The sequence below is a fragment of the Chitinophaga sp. genome, assembly GCF_035761305.1.
Classification (GTDB): Bacteria; Bacteroidota; Bacteroidia; order Chitinophagales; family Chitinophagaceae; genus Chitinophaga.
The window spans coordinates 1-17992 of record NZ_DASTRI010000231.1 but is presented as its reverse complement, the minus strand read 5'-3'; the positions used below and the strand labels follow the sequence as shown (position 1 = coordinate 17992).

The 17992-nt window shown below is 50.3% G+C and carries 16 protein-coding genes; 5 read left to right on the top strand and 11 right to left on the bottom strand.

The genetic code is table 11. From position 1 onward, the window contains the following. On the top strand, window positions 1–1088 hold a 1088-nt coding region (mgtE, locus tag VFS25_RS19575; protein ID WP_326463868.1), incomplete at its 5' end, for a magnesium transporter. Window positions 1089–1273: 185 nt separating this feature from the next. Here mgtE and VFS25_RS19570 read toward each other — a convergent pair. After that, a complete protein-coding gene (locus VFS25_RS19570) occupies window positions 1274–1804 on the bottom strand; it encodes a histidine phosphatase family protein (protein ID WP_326463867.1) in 531 nt (176 codons plus the stop codon). A 106-nt stretch (window positions 1805–1910) separates the two neighbouring features. On the opposite strand from VFS25_RS19570, the gene VFS25_RS19565 reads away from it, so the two are divergent. The 4 genes from VFS25_RS19565 to VFS25_RS19550 all read left to right on the top strand — a co-directional run bounded on the left by VFS25_RS19565 (window position 1911) and on the right by VFS25_RS19550 (window position 9102). Continuing rightward, window positions 1911–4277, top strand: a complete 2367-nt coding sequence (locus VFS25_RS19565; protein WP_326463866.1) for a S9 family peptidase — start codon at window positions 1911–1913, stop codon at window positions 4275–4277. Between the two features lie 110 nt (window positions 4278–4387). Continuing rightward, window positions 4388–6226 (top strand): glutamine--fructose-6-phosphate transaminase (isomerizing), encoded by a 1839-nt coding sequence (gene glmS, locus VFS25_RS19560; protein ID WP_326463865.1) that lies wholly within the window; start codon window positions 4388–4390, stop codon window positions 6224–6226. A 21-nt stretch (window positions 6227–6247) separates the two neighbouring features. Continuing rightward, the gene (locus VFS25_RS19555; RefSeq protein WP_326463864.1) at window positions 6248–8461 is read left to right on the top strand and encodes a DUF4954 family protein; all 2214 of its coding nucleotides are present in this window, start codon (window positions 6248–6250) and stop codon (window positions 8459–8461) included. Window positions 8462–8529: 68 nt separating this feature from the next. Then, window positions 8530–9102: a DNA-3-methyladenine glycosylase I gene (locus VFS25_RS19550; RefSeq protein WP_326463863.1), complete on the top strand. Its 573-nt coding sequence runs from the start codon at window positions 8530–8532 to the stop codon at window positions 9100–9102. 136 nt (window positions 9103–9238) lie between these two features. On the opposite strand, the gene VFS25_RS19545 is transcribed toward VFS25_RS19550, so the two are convergent. The 10 genes from VFS25_RS19545 to VFS25_RS19500 all read right to left on the bottom strand — a co-directional run bounded on the left by VFS25_RS19545 (window position 9239) and on the right by VFS25_RS19500 (window position 17669). After that, entirely contained in the window at window positions 9239–9640 is a 402-nt protein-coding gene (locus VFS25_RS19545) for a septal ring lytic transglycosylase RlpA family protein (RefSeq protein WP_326463862.1), read from the bottom strand. 96 nt (window positions 9641–9736) lie between these two features. Next, entirely contained in the window at window positions 9737–10789 is a 1053-nt protein-coding gene (locus VFS25_RS19540) for a cytochrome-c peroxidase (RefSeq protein WP_326463861.1), read from the bottom strand. Window positions 10790–10820: 31 nt separating this feature from the next. After that, entirely contained in the window at window positions 10821–11555 is a 735-nt protein-coding gene (locus VFS25_RS19535) for an MbnP family protein (RefSeq protein WP_326463860.1), read from the bottom strand. A 57-nt stretch (window positions 11556–11612) separates the two neighbouring features. Then, window positions 11613–12857 (bottom strand): L-fucose:H+ symporter permease, encoded by a 1245-nt coding sequence (fucP, locus tag VFS25_RS19530; RefSeq protein WP_326463859.1) that lies wholly within the window; start codon window positions 12855–12857, stop codon window positions 11613–11615. A 26-nt stretch (window positions 12858–12883) separates the two neighbouring features. Further along, a complete protein-coding gene (locus tag VFS25_RS19525) occupies window positions 12884–13669 on the bottom strand; it encodes an SDR family oxidoreductase (RefSeq protein ID WP_326463858.1) in 786 nt (261 codons plus the stop codon). 67 nt (window positions 13670–13736) lie between these two features. Continuing rightward, the gene (locus VFS25_RS19520; protein ID WP_326463857.1) at window positions 13737–14567 is read right to left on the bottom strand and encodes an amidohydrolase family protein; all 831 of its coding nucleotides are present in this window, start codon (window positions 14565–14567) and stop codon (window positions 13737–13739) included. Between the two features lie 229 nt (window positions 14568–14796). Beyond that, the gene (locus tag VFS25_RS19515) at window positions 14797–15126 is read right to left on the bottom strand and encodes an L-rhamnose mutarotase (RefSeq protein WP_326463856.1); all 330 of its coding nucleotides are present in this window, start codon (window positions 15124–15126) and stop codon (window positions 14797–14799) included. A 31-nt stretch (window positions 15127–15157) separates the two neighbouring features. After that, window positions 15158–16009 carry a fumarylacetoacetate hydrolase family protein gene (locus VFS25_RS19510; RefSeq protein WP_326463855.1) on the bottom strand — a complete coding sequence of 284 codons (852 nt, stop codon included), beginning with the start codon at window positions 16007–16009 and terminating at the stop codon, window positions 15158–15160. Window positions 16010–16094: 85 nt separating this feature from the next. Continuing rightward, complete coding sequence (locus tag VFS25_RS19505) at window positions 16095–16850, bottom strand: hypothetical protein (protein WP_326463854.1); 756 nt, start codon at window positions 16848–16850, stop codon at window positions 16095–16097. Between the two features lie 36 nt (window positions 16851–16886). Then, a complete protein-coding gene (locus tag VFS25_RS19500) occupies window positions 16887–17669 on the bottom strand; it encodes an SDR family oxidoreductase (protein WP_326463853.1) in 783 nt (260 codons plus the stop codon). Window positions 17670–17992: the final 323 nt, after the last annotated feature.

Sequence of the window (17992 nt, the reverse complement as noted above, 5' to 3'; positions counted from 1 at the left end):
TGGGAGAGCTGCACAGCGAAGCCGTAAAGGAGCTGATTAAGCTGCTTACCCCCGAAGAACGCAGAATGACGCTGTCGCTGCTGGGCTACCCTGAAAACAGTGTAGGCCGTATAATGACGCCGGAGTACATTGCCGTGCTGGAAGAGTGGACGGTGAAACAGGTGCTGGACTACATACGCGAGCATGGCAAAGACAGCGAAACCATTGACGTAATATACGTGGTAGATGAAAAGGGCAAGCTGATGGACGACTTCCGCATACGCGAGTTCCTGCTCGTATCGCCCGATACCCTGGTGCATACCCTGATGGATGACCGCTTTGTTGCCCTGCATGTTAACGACGAACAGGAAGAAGCTATACAGGTGTTCCGGGTGGAAAATCGTGTAGCCTTACCCGTTATTGACGACCATGGCATACTGCTGGGCATTGTAACCATTGACGATATGCTGTGGATTGCCAATGAAGAGCATACAGAAGATATTCAGAAGATAGGCGGCACCGAAGCCCTGGACGAACCTTACCTGGATATGCCCCTGCTAAAGCTGGTGAAAAAGCGTGTTGGCTGGCTGGTAGTGCTGTTCATAGGCGAAATGCTTACCGCTACGGCTATGGGTTTTTTTGAGGATGAAATTGCCAAAGCCGTGGTACTGGCGCTGTTTGTACCCCTTATTATCTCCAGCGGCGGTAACAGCGGCTCCCAGGCCTCTACCCTTATTATACAGGCTATGGCGCTGGGCGAAATTTCGCTGGCCGACTGGTGGCGGGTTATGCGCCGCGAGATCCTCTCCGGCCTTATGCTGGGTAGCATACTGGGCCTTATCGGTTTTATGCGCATCCTGCTGTGGAACTCCATTTTTCATACTTATGGCGAACATACGGTTCTGATAGGCTTCACCGTAGGCTTTTCCCTGGTAGGCGTGGTGCTGTGGGGCACCCTTTCCGGCTCCATGCTGCCCCTGCTGCTTAAAAAGCTGGGCGCCGACCCGGCCACTTCCTCCGCCCCTTTTGTAGCTACCCTGGTAGATGTTACCGGCCTGCTGATTTACTTCACGGTAGCCTATGCGCTGATGCAGGGAATACTGCTTTGAGAATTACGAATTGGGCATTAGGTGTGCCGATAAGTGTTTGTAACAGCAAAGGCTATATGCAAAGCAGGAAGAGGGTACACTTACAATGAACTCCTGCACAAAAGATACATTTATAGTACCGGCACAAATCCTTTACAGGGCGCAACGCCTTACAAAAAACACTGCTTCAATTCATAATCTGTGATTTAGTAATTCGTAATTCTCCTCACCGTTACTTTATCACTTCGCTTGTACACAATAAACACGTTACCGTAATCCCTATCTCCAATAGAATCCAGCCGGGGATTGGCTTTCAGGGAATGCATTATAGGCAATAGCGTATTGCTGTGCCCTATGATCAGTAAACGTTTGCCCCAGTCGTTATGCCGGGTAATTTCATAAATAAGCGACTCACCGGTAGTATCAGGCCTGTAAAATACAGTGTCCAGGTGTAAGGCTGTTACCAGCGGATCAGCTGTTTGCACGGTTCTTTTAAAAGGCGTAAAATACACTTTCTGTAAACCGGAATCCTGCAGCAGCGCCTGCAGCCTGCGCGCTCTTTCATGACCGGCTGCCGTAAGGGTGGAGTCGGGCCCGGGATTTTTTTCCGCATGGCGCACCAGGAAAAAAGTACCGGTTAAAAAAGTGCTGTCTTCCGTAACAGGTATGGGCTGTTTTTCAGGCGCCTGCCGGCAGGCTGCCGCCAGCAGTAACAGTAAGCATAGATAATATCTCATCCTGCAAATGGTTTATACATTACCCGGTACATAACCGCAGATCGTGTGCCGGTTTCATAGGATTATTTTTCCCCTTTTTATACTTTTAGCAAAATAAAACACTGCTATGAGAAAATGGATGATCCCGGCCATTATTTTACTGAGCTTTGAAAATACCTATGCACAGCAGGCACCTACCCTTACCGTAAGCATGATCATGCGCGATCCGAAATGGATAGGCACCTCCCCCGACAATGTATTCTGGGGCCCCGGCAGTAAAACCGTGTACTTTACCTGGAACCCTGAAAAAGCCCTGTCCGACTCGCTGTATATGGCCACGGTTGACAATACCACTCCGCTTAAAACAGCTGCCGGCAGCAGGGATTTGCTGCTGGCCCAATATAACGGTACTTATAACCGCAGCCACTCTTTATTGCTGTATAGCTATAACGGCGATATTTATATGCTGGAAGTAAAAACCGGCAGCATCCGCCGCATTACCAGCACCAATGTATATGAAAGCAACCCGTTGTTCAGCTTTGATGAAAAGAAGATCGTGTACCAGCAGGAGCAGAACCTGTACGCCTGGGATATTGCCGGCGGCGCTACAGAACAGCTGACCAGTTTCCAGAAAGGCAGCGCCCCGGCTGACCGGCCCGATGACCTGAACCAGCAGGAACAATACCTGCATAGCCAGCAAATGGAGCTGATGCAGGTGCTGAAAGAACGGCAGGTAAAGCAGGACAGCGCTAAGCTGTTCCGCAAAGCGCATGAGCCGGAAAAGCTGCGCACTATTTATACGGCCGATAAAAACCAGGATAATGTTATCATCAGCCCCGACGGGCGTTTTATTACCTACCGGCTATACCGCGGCCCTACCGGCGTGCACACCACTATTGTGCCTAACTATGTAACCACAAGCGGCTTTACAGAAGATATTTCCGGCCGCACCAAAGTAGGCGCCGCACATGGCACCTTTGAAAGCTTTGTGTATGATCGGCAGCGCGATACCATTATTCCCCTTCCCACCGATCATATACCCGGCATAACAGACCAGCCCGACTACCTGGAAGATTATACGAAAAAAACAGGCAATGCCCAAGCCAAGCCGCGCCCCGTGGTAATACATGGCCCCTATTGGTCCGAAGGCGGTACGCATGCCATGGTAGACATCCGTTCAGAAGATAATAAAGACCGCTGGCTTATGCTGCTGGACCCCGTTACCGGCAAGCTAAAGCTGCTGAACCGCCAGCGCGATGAAGCCTGGATAGCCGGGCCGGGCATAGGCTGGGCCGGCAGGGCATACCTGGGCTGGATAGATGAAAATACCTGTTGGTATCAATCAGAAGCCAGCGGCTACTCCCACCTGTACACCACCAATGTAAATACCCTGCAAACCAAAGCTATTACCGGCGGCAGGTATGAGGTACAGGAAACACAGCTATCGAAAGACAAACAGCATTTTTATATCGTAACCAATGAAACCCACCCGGGTGAAAAACAGCTGTACCGCATTAACATTGACGGCAGCGGCAAAGAGCGCCTTACACACAATACCGGCGCTTATGAAGTATCTCTTTCCCCCGACGAGCAGTGGATCGCTTACCGCTACTCCTACACCAACAAACCCTGGGAGCTGTACCTGGCGGCCAATAAACCGGGTGCGCAACCTGTACAGGTAACCAACCTGGCGCAATCGGCGGAGTTTCGCAGCTATCCCTGGCGCGATGCGCCGGTGATTACCTTTACCGCGCGTGACGGCGCTACTGTTTATGCCCGGCTGTACAAGCCTGCCGCCGGTAAAAAAAACGGCGCAGCCGTAATATTTGTGCATGGCGCCGGCTACCTGCAGAATGCGCATAAATGGTGGAGCGCTTACTTCAGGGAATACATGTTCAATAACCTGCTGGCAGATAATGGCTACACTGTGCTGGATATTGATTACCGCGGCAGCGCCGGTTACGGGCGCAACTGGCGCACCGGCATTTACCGGCACATGGGCGGCAAAGACCTGGACGACCAGGTTGATGGCGCACAGTACCTGGTAGCGCAGCAGGGCATTGACGCAAAACGCATAGGCATGTATGGCGGCAGCTATGGTGGCTTTATGACGCTGATGGCCATGTTTACCACGCCAGATGTTTTTGCCGCGGGCGCAGCCCTGCGCGCTGTTACCGACTGGGCGCATTACAACCATGGCTATACCAGCAATATTTTAAATGAGCCTTTTACAGACAGTATCGCCTACCGGCGCTCCTCTCCCATCTATTTCGCAAACGGCCTTAAAGGCCACCTGCTCATGTGCCATGGCATGGTAGATGAAAATGTGCACTTCCAGGATATTGTGCGGCTAACGCAACGCCTCATTGAGCTTGGCAAGGATAACTGGGAGCTGGCCGTGTTCCCGGTAGAAGATCATGGCTTTGTACAACCCTGCAGCTGGACAGATGAATATAAGCGCATATTGCAGCTGTTTAACAACACGCTGCGGTAATTACGAATTTCCTTTTCTTAACATAGCGCAATCGAATTCGTAATTCGTAATTGTCAATTCGTAATTAATTCCGGATATTGCATGCTAAATCTCATTAAATTTTAGCAAACATGTGTGGAATCGTAGCTTATATCGGCCAACGGGAGGCCTATCCTGTTGTGTTAAAAGGCCTCAAAAGGCTGGAATACCGGGGGTATGACAGCGCAGGCATAGCCATTATCAACCACGGATTGCACGTTTACAAAAAAATGGGCAAAGTAGCCAGCCTTGAAGATCACCTTACCGGTAAGAACATGCAGGGCAACATTGCCATAGGCCACACCCGCTGGGCCACACACGGGGAGCCCTGCGACCGTAACTCCCACCCCCACACCTCCGGCGATGGTAAGCTGGCCATGATCCACAACGGCATTATCGAAAACTATGCGCTCCTGAAACAGGAGCTGCTGAAAAAAGGCCACGTTTTTGAAAGCGATACTGATACCGAAGTGCTTATTCATTTCATTGAGGAAATCCGCAACAGCAACCAGTGCGCTGTTGAAGAAGCCCTGCGCATTGCCTTAAAAAGAGTGGTAGGCGCCTATGTGATCGTTATCGTAGATGAAAATAACCCCGATACGCTCATCGCTGCCCGCAAAGGCAGCCCGCTGGTAATAGGCGTAGGCAAGGGCGAGCACTTCCTGGCTTCCGACGCCTCTCCCATTGTGGAATACACCAATGAGGTAGTGTATGTAAACGATTATGAAATTGCCATTGTAAAAGCAGATGAGCTGATCCTGAAGAACATTACCAACGAACGGCAAACACCCTATATACAAAAGCTCGACATTGAGCTTACCGCCATTGAAAAAGGCGGGTACGACCACTTTATGCTCAAGGAAATATTTGAGCAGCCTCAAACCATCTTCGACAGCCTTCGCGGCCGCCTGGATGCGAAGAATGGCCAGCTGACCCTGGGCGGCATCCGCGATGAATATGCAGCTGTGCTGAAAAATGCCAACCGCATTATTATCGTGGCCTGCGGCACTTCCTGGCATGCCGGCCTGATAGCAGAATATATGATAGAAGAGCTTTGCCGCACACCGGTAGAGGTGGAATACGCCTCCGAGTTCCGCTACCGCAACCCGGTAGTAGGCAAAGGTGATGTGATTATTGCCGTATCACAGTCCGGCGAAACAGCCGATACCCTGGTAGCCATTGAAAGCGCCAAACAGCAGGGCGCTATTATATTGGGCGTGTGTAACGTAGTAGGTTCGTCCATTGCGCGCCTTTCCCACGCCGGCGCCTATACACATGCGGGTCCTGAAATTGGTGTAGCCAGCACCAAAGCCTTTACCGCGCAGCTGGTAGTGCTGTGCCTCATAGGGCTGAAGGTGGCCATGGAAAAAGGCACCATCAGCCAGCAGCGTTTCCAGCATTTGCTGGACGAGCTGCAGGATATACCTGAAAAAGTTGCTGCCGCCCTGGAGCTGAATGAAAAGGTAAAAGCCGTGGCAGCGAAATATAAAGATGCGCGCGACTTCCTGTACCTGGGCAGGGGCTATAACTTTCCCGTGGCCCTGGAAGGCGCGCTGAAGCTGAAAGAGATCTCCTACATACATGCAGAGGGCTACCCCGCAGCAGAAATGAAGCATGGCCCCATTGCCCTGGTAGATGACCAGCTGCCGGTGGTGTTTGTAGCCACGCGCGACAGCTACTATGAAAAAATAGTTTCCAACATACAGGAGATCAAAGCGCGCAAGGGTAAGGTAATAGCTGTTGTTACGGAAGGTGATACCATTATCTCCTCCATGGCCGACGATGTAATTGAAGTACCTGCCGCCGATGAGCTGGTTGCACCGGTGATTTCCGTTATACCTTTGCAATTGCTGGCCTACCATATAGGCGTGCTGAAAGGATATGATGTGGACAAACCCAGGAACCTGGCGAAATCAGTAACGGTAGAGTAAATCATACATCAAAAAATAACCATGAACCTCATACAGAAAAAGCCGCTCACACAACTGGGCTACCAGTTTATAGAACAATCCGCGTTACCGAAGGGAAAAGACGAATACTACCTGCGCAATGAGCAATGGGGCAGGCACAATGGCTACCGCAAGCTTACTGCCCGCGAAATAGAGATACTGGTGAGGAACGATAATACCTCCGATAACTGGAACCAGATATTTGTAGCCAATGAATTTGATCCGCAGCTGGTGCAGCACTGCCATTTTTTTGGGATGGTGCGCATCGGTAAGCTGGAACCTTACTTCCTGGAGTTCCATAATCTGCGCCTGCCGGTAGGGCTGTATAACAGCACCATTAGCGCCTGCGATTTCGGGGATAATGTGGTAGTGCATAACGTAAATTTTCTATCGCATTACATTATTGGCAATGAGGTGATCATTGCCAACGTAAATGAAATGGCCACTACCGACCATGCCAAGTTTGGCAACGGCATAATAAAAGAAGGCGAGCAGGAAAACATACGCATATGGCTGGAGCTGTGTAATGAGAACGGCGGCCGCAGCGTAATGCCGTTTGATGGTATGCTGCCCGGTGATGCCTACCTGTGGACACGCAACCGCGACGATGCCGCCCTGCAGGAAAAGTTCAAGGCATTCACTGAAAAACAGTTTGATAAAAAACGCGGCTACTATGGCATGGTAGGCGACCGCAGCGTGGTTAAGAACTGCAAGATCATTAAAGATGTTACCATAGGTTCCGATGCTTACCTGAAAGGCGCCAACAAGCTAAAGAACCTTACCATTAACAGCACCGCCGGCGCGGCCTCACAAATAGGCGAAGGCTGCGAGCTGGTGAACGGCATTATAGGTTACGGCTGCCGCGTTTTTTACGGCGTAAAGGCAGTGCGCTTTGTAATGGCCTCCCACTCACAGCTTAAGTACGGCGCGCGTTTGATTAACTCATACCTGGGTAATAACGCCACCATCTCCTGCTGTGAGGTGCTGAACTCACTTATTTTTCCTGCGCACGAGCAGCACCATAACAACTCATTCCTGTGCGCCGCCCTTATTATGGGGCAAAGCAATATGGCCGCCGGCGCCACCATTGGCTCTAACCACAACTCCCGCGGGGCGGATGGTGAAGTTATTGCCGGCCGCGGTTTCTGGCCGGGCCTGTGCGTAAGCCTGAAACATAATTCCAGGTTTGCCACCTTTACACTCATAGCCAAGGGCACTTACATGCAGGAGCTGCACATACCTATTCCCTTTAGCCTGGTGCTCAACAGCGAGCATGATAACACGCTGAAGATAATGCCCGGCTACTGGTTCCTGCATAATATGTATGCACTGGCCCGCAATTCGTGGAAGTATGTTGACCGTGATAAACGTACTGAAAAGGTACAGTACATTGAATATGACTACCTGGCGCCCGACAGCGTAGAGGAAATACTCACCTCCCTGCCTGTTATGGAAACCGCCGTTGCCAAAGCATGGTACACCGCCCAGGGCAAAGCGGCAGATGCATTCAGCGAAAGCGCGCTGCAGCAGAAAGGCCGCGAATTGCTGCAGCTGCAGCCGGAAGAAGTAGCCACCCTTAACGTACTGGCTACCGGTATGGAAAACAGCCACCGCAGGGTGCAGCTGCTGAAGGTGCATAAGGCCTATCCCCTTTTCCGTGCGCTGGTAGTGCTGTATGGCATCCGTAACATACTGGCGCATGTAACAACCGGCGCCATTCAATCTTTTACCGCGCTGCAGTCCCTTGCCGCCACGGCCAAACGCGCTTCCTGGACCAACGTAGGCGGGCAGCTTATGCCAACCGCCGCCGTGGAGGAGCTGAAAACAAAAATCAAAAAAGGAAAAATCAGCAGCTGGGCGCAGCTGCATGCCGCCTATGAAGCACAGGGCGCGCAATATGCGCACGACAAGCTGGTGCATGCCGTAGCCAGTATGCTGTACATACAAAATATCAATGCCAAAGCCTTTACACCCGAATGCTTCCGGCAATGCCTGGAACAATCTGTTGCTACCATAACATGGATCACCGAAGGCATTTACCGCTCCCGTGAAAAGGATTACCAAAACCCTTTCCGCAGCATGACGTATGACAGCAAAGCTGAAATGGAAGCAGTGGTAGGCCGGCTGGAAGACAATAGCTTTATACAACAAACCATGGCAGACCTGAAGCTTTACAAAAAACAGGTGAAAGCGCTGGTAAAGGATTGGGCGCTGTAGGCAATTGCTTACATTCGTAACCGTTATTTTACAACAGCTGCTCATTACAAATAATTGACGCCTTCTTTATGGAAGATAATAAGCCACGATGCGGATGGTCATTGAAAGACCAGCTATACAAAGACTACCATGACAATGAATGGGGCATTCCCCTGCATGATGATACCCGCCTGTTTGAGATGCTGAACCTGGAGGGCGCACAGGCCGGCCTTAGCTGGTACACGGTGCTTACCAAACGCGAAAACTACCGCCGCGCCTTTGACAACTGGGATGCGCACAAGATTGCGCGCTACACCGATAAGAAGGCCGAAAAGCTGCTGCAGGACCCCGGCATTATCCGCAACCGCTTAAAAATAGCCGCCACTATCGGCAATGCCAGGGCCTTTTTAGCGGTACAGAAAGAGTTTGGCAGCTTTGATAAATACATCTGGCAGTTTGTAGATCACAAGCCCATTATCAATCACTTTAAGGAATTACGGGAAATACCGCCTAAGTCGCCGGTTTCGGATGCCATGAGCAAAGACCTGCTGAAAAGGGGATTTAAGTTCGTAGGCTCCACCATCTGCTATGCCTACATGCAGGCCACCGGTATGGTAAACGACCATCTTACCACCTGCTTTACCCGCAACGGAAAAGAATAAGGTCGCCTGAAAACGATATACCACCCGCCATCATCCGGCAATTATCCCCTGCAAAATAAAAAAAGGCACAGCCGCTCTATAAACCGGCTGTGCCTTTTATCCGCACCATCTTTAATTATTCATTCTTAATTATTAATTACACCTCCTCTACCTTTACGCGGGTGGTGCCTTTTTCCAGGAAGCCCAGTATACGGGCGGCGTGCTGCGTAAGGTCAATGATACGCTTATTGGTTGCCGCCAGGCGGTCGGTGATTTTTACGATAACTGAGCGGCCATTATTCAGGTTGGTTACTTTTACAAAAGTGCCCAGGGGTAGCGAATTATGGGCCGCCGTCATACTGTCGTTATCAAACACTTCACCATTGGCGGTAGTGCGGCCTTCAAACTTATTGGCATAATAGCTGGCGGTACCCTGGTCGGCATCATCGTCTTTCTTCTCCACAGGAACAGGTGTTTTTTTGCCCTTGCCCAACCATAATGGCGGGGTGAGCATAGCCATTACCACCAGGATTTTAAAACCGGTTTTAATATGCTTCATTGTCATACGCCCACAAAAACAAAAACCATGCTTAAAAAGCCGGTATTTTGCAGCCTTTAACGCAGCATATTGGTTTGCAGTTGGTTAAATATATACCTATTGAATAAGAATTTCACTGTATGCCTTATTGGCAATAAAACCAGGGTCTGTGAGGGTGTTCAGGAACATGTACAGCTCGCGCTGCTCTTTGCCGGAAAGGGCAATGCCGTTTTTCACCAGGGGATCAATTGTTGCGCTTTGCTGCACGCCATGGGCATACTGGTTAAATACCTGGTAAATATCAATAAAACGTCCGTCGTGCATATAGGGAGAACTTTTGAGGATGTTGCGCAGCGTAGGCACTTTAAACTTCAGGTAATCGCCGGTGCTGCCGGTAATGCGCATACGCCCCACATCGTTCAGGTTGGGCAGGTAAGGCAGGCCATTGTTGCGGTAGCTGAAATCCGTAAAAAAAGGCTCCCTGTGGCAGGCTGCGCACTTTTGCTGAAAGATCACATATCCCTCCTGTTCCTCCGGCGTAAAAGCCACGCCAGGGGCCTTACGCATTACGCTGTCGTATTTCGACTGGAACGAGATCATGGTGGCCACAAACTGCGTAATAGCGCGGAACAGGCGCTGGCTGGTTATTTCCTCTGTACCAAAGGCAGCTTTGAACATTTTACGGTAGCCGGCATCGGCCTGCAGGCGTTTTATGAGCGCGCCCAGGTCCATGCCCATTTCATTGGGATCAGTAAGCGGGGTTAAGGGCTGTATCTCCAGGTTATTTACGCCGCCATCCCACATAAAATTCTTTTGCCAGATGAGGTTAAAAAGCGTGGGTACCGAGCGGGTGCCAATGCGCCCTTCTACTCCATGCGCCAGCGCATGATCAAAATGTCCGAATGCGGCAAACTGCTGATGGCAGAAGCCGCAGGAAATACTGCTGTCGCGCGAAAGCTTAGGATCATAAAACAGGTGGCGGCCCAGGGCCATGCCCTGCCTGGTGAGCGGGTTTTGCGAAAAATCATAGGCCGGCGGCGGCAGGCCGGGCGGCAGCTCCAGCTGGTAAGGCTCAGGCCCGGGCATAACAGGGCCGCGCCGGTTATTGGCCTCCGTAGCGGCCAGCAACAGCAGCAGGCAAAAGAGTGTTATGATGTAAACGGCCTTCATATTTTTTGATTGTTACTACCGGCGGCTGCTGTTAATGCGCTTTTATGCTGAACATATGCTGATAATTATCCGCTATTTGCATAGCCTGCGCTCCCGGCGTGGAGCAGGATGATACCTGCTGAAAGCTGATAACATTGGGCTGCTGAAACCAGGCATACGCATCGGCTACCACCTGCATGGTTTGCGCCTGCTGCGGTGTTAGCCGCACCGGCTGCGGAAAGGTAAGCTGTACCCGGCGCAGGCTGTTACGTGCGCCTTTAAACCCGCCGATATGAAATTCAATAAGGTTGGCTGGCTGCTTAGATACCGGCGATGTACCTTCCAGCTTAGCCATAATATAGCCGCTGTTCCAGGTCCAGAACATGCCGTTCACGGGGTCCAGGGCGCCGGTTTGCGCACCGCTCATATTGCGGACGCTATCTACCCCGATTAAAAACGAAATACTGCGGTAAGCGCCCGGCGGTACGGCTGGCAGCTTTACCAGCTTACTATCCGGCTTTCCTTCATCTACCAGGAAATAAGCAGGCGGCAGCGTTATTGTTTCGCCGCCCACCGTAGTCAATGAAAAATTGCTGAGATAATATTTGAACAATGTAATATTAAACGCCTCACTGGCGGCATTGGTATAGGAGCCGCTTTGCAGCACCAGGGGCTGCCCGTTCACTACATGCGTAAGCTGCAGCTGCAAAGTAGCAACAGGAGGCGTTCCGGCAACCAGGAACAGGCACAGGCAAACAACAGGCAGGTATACAAGAAATTTCCGCAAAATCACCGTTTATTTACACGCGTAAATTACGGGATTTCGCTTAAAACAACATACGGCTTACGCCCTCCTGTACCCTTTCCAGCCATAATAGAATACAATAGCAAAGCAAACCAGCGGCACTGCATACGACATGGCAATGGAAGCATTTTCAACCACAATACCCATCACATACGGCATAAGCGCACCGCCTACAATAGACATGATAATAAATGCGCCGCCCTTTTTGGTATGAATGCCCAGGTCTTTTACGCCCAGCGCAAAAATGGTTGGGAACATAATAGACATGAAAAAGAAAATAGCCATTAACGCGTACACCGACAAGGCGCCTTTGCCCATCATTACTACCAGGCACAGTACTACGTTAATCAGCGCATATAAAGCCAACAGCTTGTTAGGCGCTACCTTTTTCATAATGGCAGTGCCTATGAAACGGCCGCCGGTGAACAATCCCAGGCTAATGGCCAGCAGCAGCGCCGCCTGCCCGTTACTGGTACCTGCCCAATACTGCGTTACGTAGTTAATGAACAGCGCGCCTACGCCTACCTGTGCCGCCACATAAAAAAACTGGGCTGCTACGCCCCAAACAAAATGGGAGTGGGCAAACAGCGGCTTTGCAGCCTTTGCGCCGCCGGCATCATCCTGCAGGCCGGCTTCTTTTATTTCCGGCAAAGACGTTCTGTAAAAGAAAAGGGCAATAACAAGCACTACCACGCCTATTATCACATAGGTAAGCTGCACGGAATCGAGGTTGGTTACACCATTGCCTTTCCCCTCATCAAAAAAAAGGGCCTTCCCTATCAATGGCCCTACAAATGAGCCCAGGCCATTAAAGCACTGCGAAAGGTTGAGGCGGAACTCAGATGTTTCCGGGCTGCCCAGCACCGTTACATACGGGTTGGCAGCTGTTTCCAGGAAGGTAAGGCCGCTGGCCAGTATGAACAGTGACAGCAAAAAGGCGTTGAAGTTGGCATAGTGAGCCGACGGGTAAAATAAAAAGGCGCCGGTGGTGTACAGCAGCAGCCCGAAAATAATACCGCGCTTGTAGCCATATTTGCTCATGAAAAAGCCGGCCGGCAACGCCATCAGGAAGTATGCGCCAAAATAGGCAAACTGTAATAAGGTAGACCGTTTTACAGTAATGTTCAGCGCCTCCTGGAAATGCTTGTTCAGCACATCCAGCAAGCCGTAAGCCAGCCCCCACATGAAGAACAGGCTGGTGACCAGTATAAACGGAAATAAGTAGCTTTTCTTGCTGTCCGTAACCGCGGTTACGGAAGACGTGGAAACAGTGGCTCCAGCCATAGGGAAAGTTTTATTGTTTGTAATAATTAGCTGATAGATCTGTCGAGATGCGTATAACCGCCATCAACGTATATTATCTGCCCGGTAGTGTGTGATGATTGTGCAGACAGCAGGAACACCGTCATGCCGGCTATTTCCTCTGATGTGGTCATACGCTGCTCCAGCGGTATTTTGGAAACAATGGATGCCAGCTTTTCCTTGGGATTAGGTAAAGAGCTGATCCAGGTTTCGTACAGCGGTGTCCATACTTCCGCGGGTATTACCGTGTTAACGCGGATGGAGTATGGCAGCAGCTCTACAGCCCACTCGCGGGTTAAGGCATTAATAGCGCCTTTGGATGCAGCGTAGCCAGAGGTGCTACCCTGCCCTGTAGTAGCCACTTTAGAGCCGATATTCACAATGCTGCTGCCCTTATGCCGCTTCAGGTAAGGCAGCGCGTAGTGTGCCAGGTTGTAGTAATGCGATACATTTTTCTGCAGCGACTCCATAAATTTTTCGGGGCTGCCGCTCTCAAGACCTACACCGTCGTTTACGCCGGCATTGTTCACGAGCGCGTGAATAGTACCGAATTCTTTAACAGTGGTATTTATCACCATGCGGCAGGCGGCGGGATCGCCCAGTTCGGCGGCTATGCCAAACGCTTTACCGCCGGCGCTTTTAATGGCGGCTACTGCTTTATCGTTATCAGCTGCCTTACGGCCGGCAATTACGGCAATAGCCCCTTCTGCTGCTACCAGCTTTGAAATAGCTTCTCCAATGCCTTTAGCGCCGCCTGTTACAATAATTACTTTATCTTTTAATCCCAGATCCATAAGTTGTAGTTTATGCCTTCACTTGCAGGTGAAAACGTTTTCAATAATACTAATAATAATATTTTATTTATGCCAGCTGGTAAAATGCGGCTGCATTGCCGCCCATAATGGCAGCCTGCTCGGCCTTGCTTAACCGGCTGATGCAATCTGTTACAATGTTTTTTACCTGGGCATATTGCGCAGCCACCAGGCATACCGGCCAGTCAGACCCGTACATGAGGCGCTGGGGGCCAAATGCTTCCAGCACCACCTCCAGGTAAGGCGCGAAGGTGGCGGGCGTCCACTGCTGCCAGTGGGCTTCGGTTACCAGTCCGCTGATTTTACAATATACATTGGATGATTTTGCAATGGCACGCATGCTTTTTTCCCATTCAGCAATTTCGCCGGTTTTGCAATACGGCTTGGCCATATGATCTATCACCAGCTTTTGCTGTGGAAACAGCTGTACAAACTTTTCCACCGCAGTTAGCTGTATGGGATATACGAGTATGTCGTACGTAAAATTATATGGCTGCAGGGCGCGGATGCCGTTGCAAAATTCCTCCTTTAACAGGAAGTTGGGATCGGGCTCTCCCTGCACAATATGGCGGAAGCCCTTTAGCCGGGTGTACTGTGTATAATGCTGCAGCTGCTCCTCCAGGTTGGCGGCACGCAGGTCTATCCAGCCTACCACTCCTTTTACAAAAGGATGTGCGGCAGCCAGCTCCAGCAAAAACTGCGTTTCCGCCTCTGACTGGTCGGCCTGCACGGCCACGCAGGCGTCTACCCCGTTCTGCTGCAGCACGGGCAGCAGGTCGCCCGGTAAAAAATCGGCCTGTATCACTTTCATATCATCCGTGATCCAGGCATCCTTTACCGGGTGGTATTTCCAGAAGTGTTGGTGAGCGTCAATGATCATGCCTGTAGAATTACGAATTAGTTAATTACGAATTACGATCCCGCCAGGCGGGATATGAATGCCATTGAAAAATAATTTTGATACTGAATAATGAAAATGCGGCAACTGTAATCAATTTATCAATTACGAATTATGGATTTTAAATGCGGCGATTTTTATAAAAACCGATTAAAAGTTTGCTTTATCACGCGCTTTATCAATTCTTAATTCGTAATTGAATAATTCGTAATTATAACGTGAATATTTTTTCCATCATTATCCACTTCTCCCCCGGTTTTGCAATGGGCAGGGCCTGCTGGTATTTCCACATCAGCTGCTCCCACTCCTGCACTTTGGGGTTGGCGGCATCCGCCGCTGCCTTTTGCTCAGCGGAAAAGCGGTCATTTACCTCCATAATCATAAACAAACGGTTCATGATCCGGTAAATCTCCATGTTTTCAATACCGCTGCTAAGAATGCTTTGCCTGATCTCGGGCCATACTGCCTGGTGGTATTTTTCATACTCCGCTATCAGCTGCGGATCATCCTTCAGGTCTAATGCCAGGCAATATCTTTTCATAACTGTTTACATTTAGTTTTCTGTGGAATAATTATTTCCAGGCAACGGCCTTTTGTTTTGAAGTGCCCAGGCCGTCGATGCCCAGCTCCATTACATCGCCTTCCTGGATATACACCTGCGGATTCATGCCCAGGCCAACGCCGGCAGGGGTGCCGGTAGAGATCACATCGCCCGGCAGCAATGTCATAAACCCGCTCAGGTAAGATACCAGGTAAGGCACTTTAAATATCAGGTTAGCGGTAGTGCCGTCCTGCATCATCTTGCCATTGCGGCTTAACCAGATGCGCAGGTTGTTCACATCCTTTATTTCATCTTTGGTAACCAGCCAGGGGCCCAGCGGCGCAAAGGTATCGGCGCTTTTGCCTTTTACCCACTGCCCGTTGCGTTCCAGCTGAAACTCACGTTCGCTGTAATCATTATGCAGCGCATAGCCGGCCACGTAATCCATGGCGTCCTTTTCTTCCACATAAGTGGCCTTTTTGCCTATTACCACCGCCAGCTCCACTTCCCAGTCGGTTTTTTTACTGTTCTTTGGAATAACCAGGTCGTCGTTAGGGCCCACCAGCGATGTAGTGCTTTTGAAGAAAATAATCGGCTCTGCAGGCACCTGCATGTTACTTTCCTTTGCATGGTCGGCATAGTTCAAACCAATGCAAATGATCTTGGAAGGCCGCTGTATGGGCGATCCCAAACGCACATTATCCGGTATACGGGGCGCTGTTTTGCCATTGGCCGCCCACCATTGCGCCAGGCGTTCCAGCCCGTTAGTCGCTAAAAATTGCTCGCCAAAATCTTCTCCGAAAGCGCTTACATCAAAGCTGCCTTCTGCTGTAACTAAACCCGGCTTTTCTTCACCCGGCAATCCAAATCGTATCAGTTTCATGTTTAAATAGTTTCTGTGTTGGAATTAATAATTAAGAATGAATAATGAATAATGCCTGCAACAGCACTTCCTCAATTCGTAATTGTTAATTCGTAATTGACTTTCCCAGTTCTTTTATCGCCAGCTTGCCGCCATCTACTTTTATGTCCAGCACCGGGTCAAAGCCATCATCGCGCTGCAGGCCAAATACACAATGATCCGGTTCTTCCGTGGGCTGTATTTTGGGTACATAGCCGCCGGGTACGGCCAGTGTTTTTGTTTCATGCACACCGCCAAACTCTGTGTACAGCTGTACAGAGTCTTTGCTGGATGCGGGCTCCAGGCGAACGATAAAATCGGCTATGATCTTACCGGAGGTTACATTTTTCTTATAGTGGTCTGTTAATTTTGATTTATTAGTGGCTTTACCCAAACCCAGCTCCCCTTCTGCATAATGCCATACAGCTGCCGGCGGCGTGCCTACCTGGAAAATTTTCAGGGCGCCGTCATCCCCTTCGCTGGCATGGTAGTAGCGGGTGCCGCGGTTATTTTTCAGCACGCCTATATAACAGCTGTTAGGCTTGTCCCATACCGTGCGGTACAGGTCTTCGGCATCCATATCCTCTGCCAGCGGCAGCTCAAAAGATTTATCAATGGTTTTTTCGCCCAGGGCAAAATGTATTTTCACCTGTGGCGGATCGCTGTCATGTACAAAAGATACCTGTACGCTGCCCGCTGGTTTGGCTGGCGTAAAAGCGGCGGTGCTATCCTGCCCGTTACCCGGTGAGGTGCCTGATCCGCCACATGCCCACAGGCTGGTGGTAAGAACGGCTGCTACAATAAGGTTGCTGAAATGTCGCATGTATTATTTGGATATATCCCGCAATATAAGGGCTTATCAGTTATTCAGTTTTATAAAACCGCCGTCAATAGGGTAATCACAGCCCGTAATAAAGCCCGCCTGTTCTGAGCACAGGTACAGCGCCAGGTAACCTACTTCCTCCGGTTTTGCCATACGGCCAATCGGCTGTGTTTTGGAAAGCTTTTCAAACATCTCCTGTTCCCTGCCGGGGTAGTTCTTTTGCAGGAACCCATCTACAAACGGGGTATGCACCCTGGCAGGCGATACGCAATTGCAGCGGATATTATCGTGTATATAATCTTTGGCTACAGAAAGGGTCATGGTTAATACGGCGCCCTTACTTGTGGAGTAGGCAAAACGGTCCGGTATGCCCACGGTAGCGGCAATAGACGCCATGTTCAGGATCACGCCCCCGCCCTGCTGCTTCATATGCTTAATAACAGCAAACATGCAGTTATAGGTGCCTTTTACATTTACACTGTACACGCGGTCAAAATCCGCTTCGGCAGTGTTTTCCAGTTTGCCTATATGGGCTATGCCGGCGCAGTTCACTAATATGTCTACCCGGCCTGCGGCAGCCTGTATGCTGTCAATGGTTTTAACTACATCGGCCTGCTGGGCCACGTTGCAGCCGTGTACTTTCGCCTGGCCGCCTGCAGCTGTAATATCGGCCACCGTGCCTTTACCTGCATCTTCATTCAGCTCAATAATATGTACCAGGGCTCCCTGTGCCGCAAAACATTTGGCAATAGCCTGGCCTATACCGCTGCCGGCGCCGGTTATTACCGCCACCTTATTATCTAACCGGAATAAACTCATCTTCCCTTAGTTTTTTAAGGGTTCTAAAATACCTATTTTCAACCGGGGATTACAATTGTTTTTTACCTGTAATGTGTACTTTCTTGACTAATTTTAATAAATCATACCATGATGAGGGTATTTTTCTACAACTGTTATTATAAAAAAGCTGCTTTTTTATTGGCGGCAATGCTGGCATGTTATAACCTGGCGGCACAGCAAATTCCGCTGAACCATTATGGCCTGCCGGTAGTGAACAGCGCTGCCCTGTACCGGCAGCAGGTGGCCGCCGACAGTAACCAGCAGCTGGTAGATGTAACGCGCTACATTCCCGGTATACGCAC

Excerpts from the sequence above, each read along its gene's own strand:
- VFS25_RS19565 (WP_326463866.1), top strand. The coding sequence starts at position 1,911 with ATGAGAAAATGGATGATCCCGGCCATTATTTTACTGAGCTTTGAAAAT.
- VFS25_RS19555 (WP_326463864.1), top strand. The coding sequence starts at position 6,248 with ATGAACCTCATACAGAAAAAGCCGCTCACACAACTGGGCTACCAGTTT.
- VFS25_RS19520 (WP_326463857.1), bottom strand. The coding sequence starts at position 14,567 with ATGATCATTGACGCTCACCAACACTTCTGGAAATACCACCCGGTAAAG.
- VFS25_RS19540 (WP_326463861.1), bottom strand. The coding sequence starts at position 10,789 with ATGAAGGCCGTTTACATCATAACACTCTTTTGCCTGCTGCTGTTGCTG.
- VFS25_RS19505 (WP_326463854.1), bottom strand. The coding sequence starts at position 16,850 with ATGCGACATTTCAGCAACCTTATTGTAGCAGCCGTTCTTACCACCAGC.
- VFS25_RS19525 (WP_326463858.1), bottom strand. The coding sequence starts at position 13,669 with ATGGATCTGGGATTAAAAGATAAAGTAATTATTGTAACAGGCGGCGCT.
- VFS25_RS19500 (WP_326463853.1), bottom strand. The coding sequence starts at position 17,669 with ATGAGTTTATTCCGGTTAGATAATAAGGTGGCGGTAATAACCGGCGCC.
- VFS25_RS19570 (WP_326463867.1), bottom strand. The coding sequence starts at position 1,804 with ATGAGATATTATCTATGCTTACTGTTACTGCTGGCGGCAGCCTGCCGG.
- fucP (WP_326463859.1), bottom strand. The coding sequence starts at position 12,857 with ATGGCTGGAGCCACTGTTTCCACGTCTTCCGTAACCGCGGTTACGGAC.
- VFS25_RS19515 (WP_326463856.1), bottom strand. The coding sequence starts at position 15,126 with ATGAAAAGATATTGCCTGGCATTAGACCTGAAGGATGATCCGCAGCTG.
- glmS (WP_326463865.1), top strand. The coding sequence starts at position 4,388 with ATGTGTGGAATCGTAGCTTATATCGGCCAACGGGAGGCCTATCCTGTT.
- VFS25_RS19545 (WP_326463862.1), bottom strand. The coding sequence starts at position 9,640 with ATGAAGCATATTAAAACCGGTTTTAAAATCCTGGTGGTAATGGCTATG.
- VFS25_RS19510 (WP_326463855.1), bottom strand. The coding sequence starts at position 16,009 with ATGAAACTGATACGATTTGGATTGCCGGGTGAAGAAAAGCCGGGTTTA.
- VFS25_RS19550 (WP_326463863.1), top strand. The coding sequence starts at position 8,530 with ATGGAAGATAATAAGCCACGATGCGGATGGTCATTGAAAGACCAGCTA.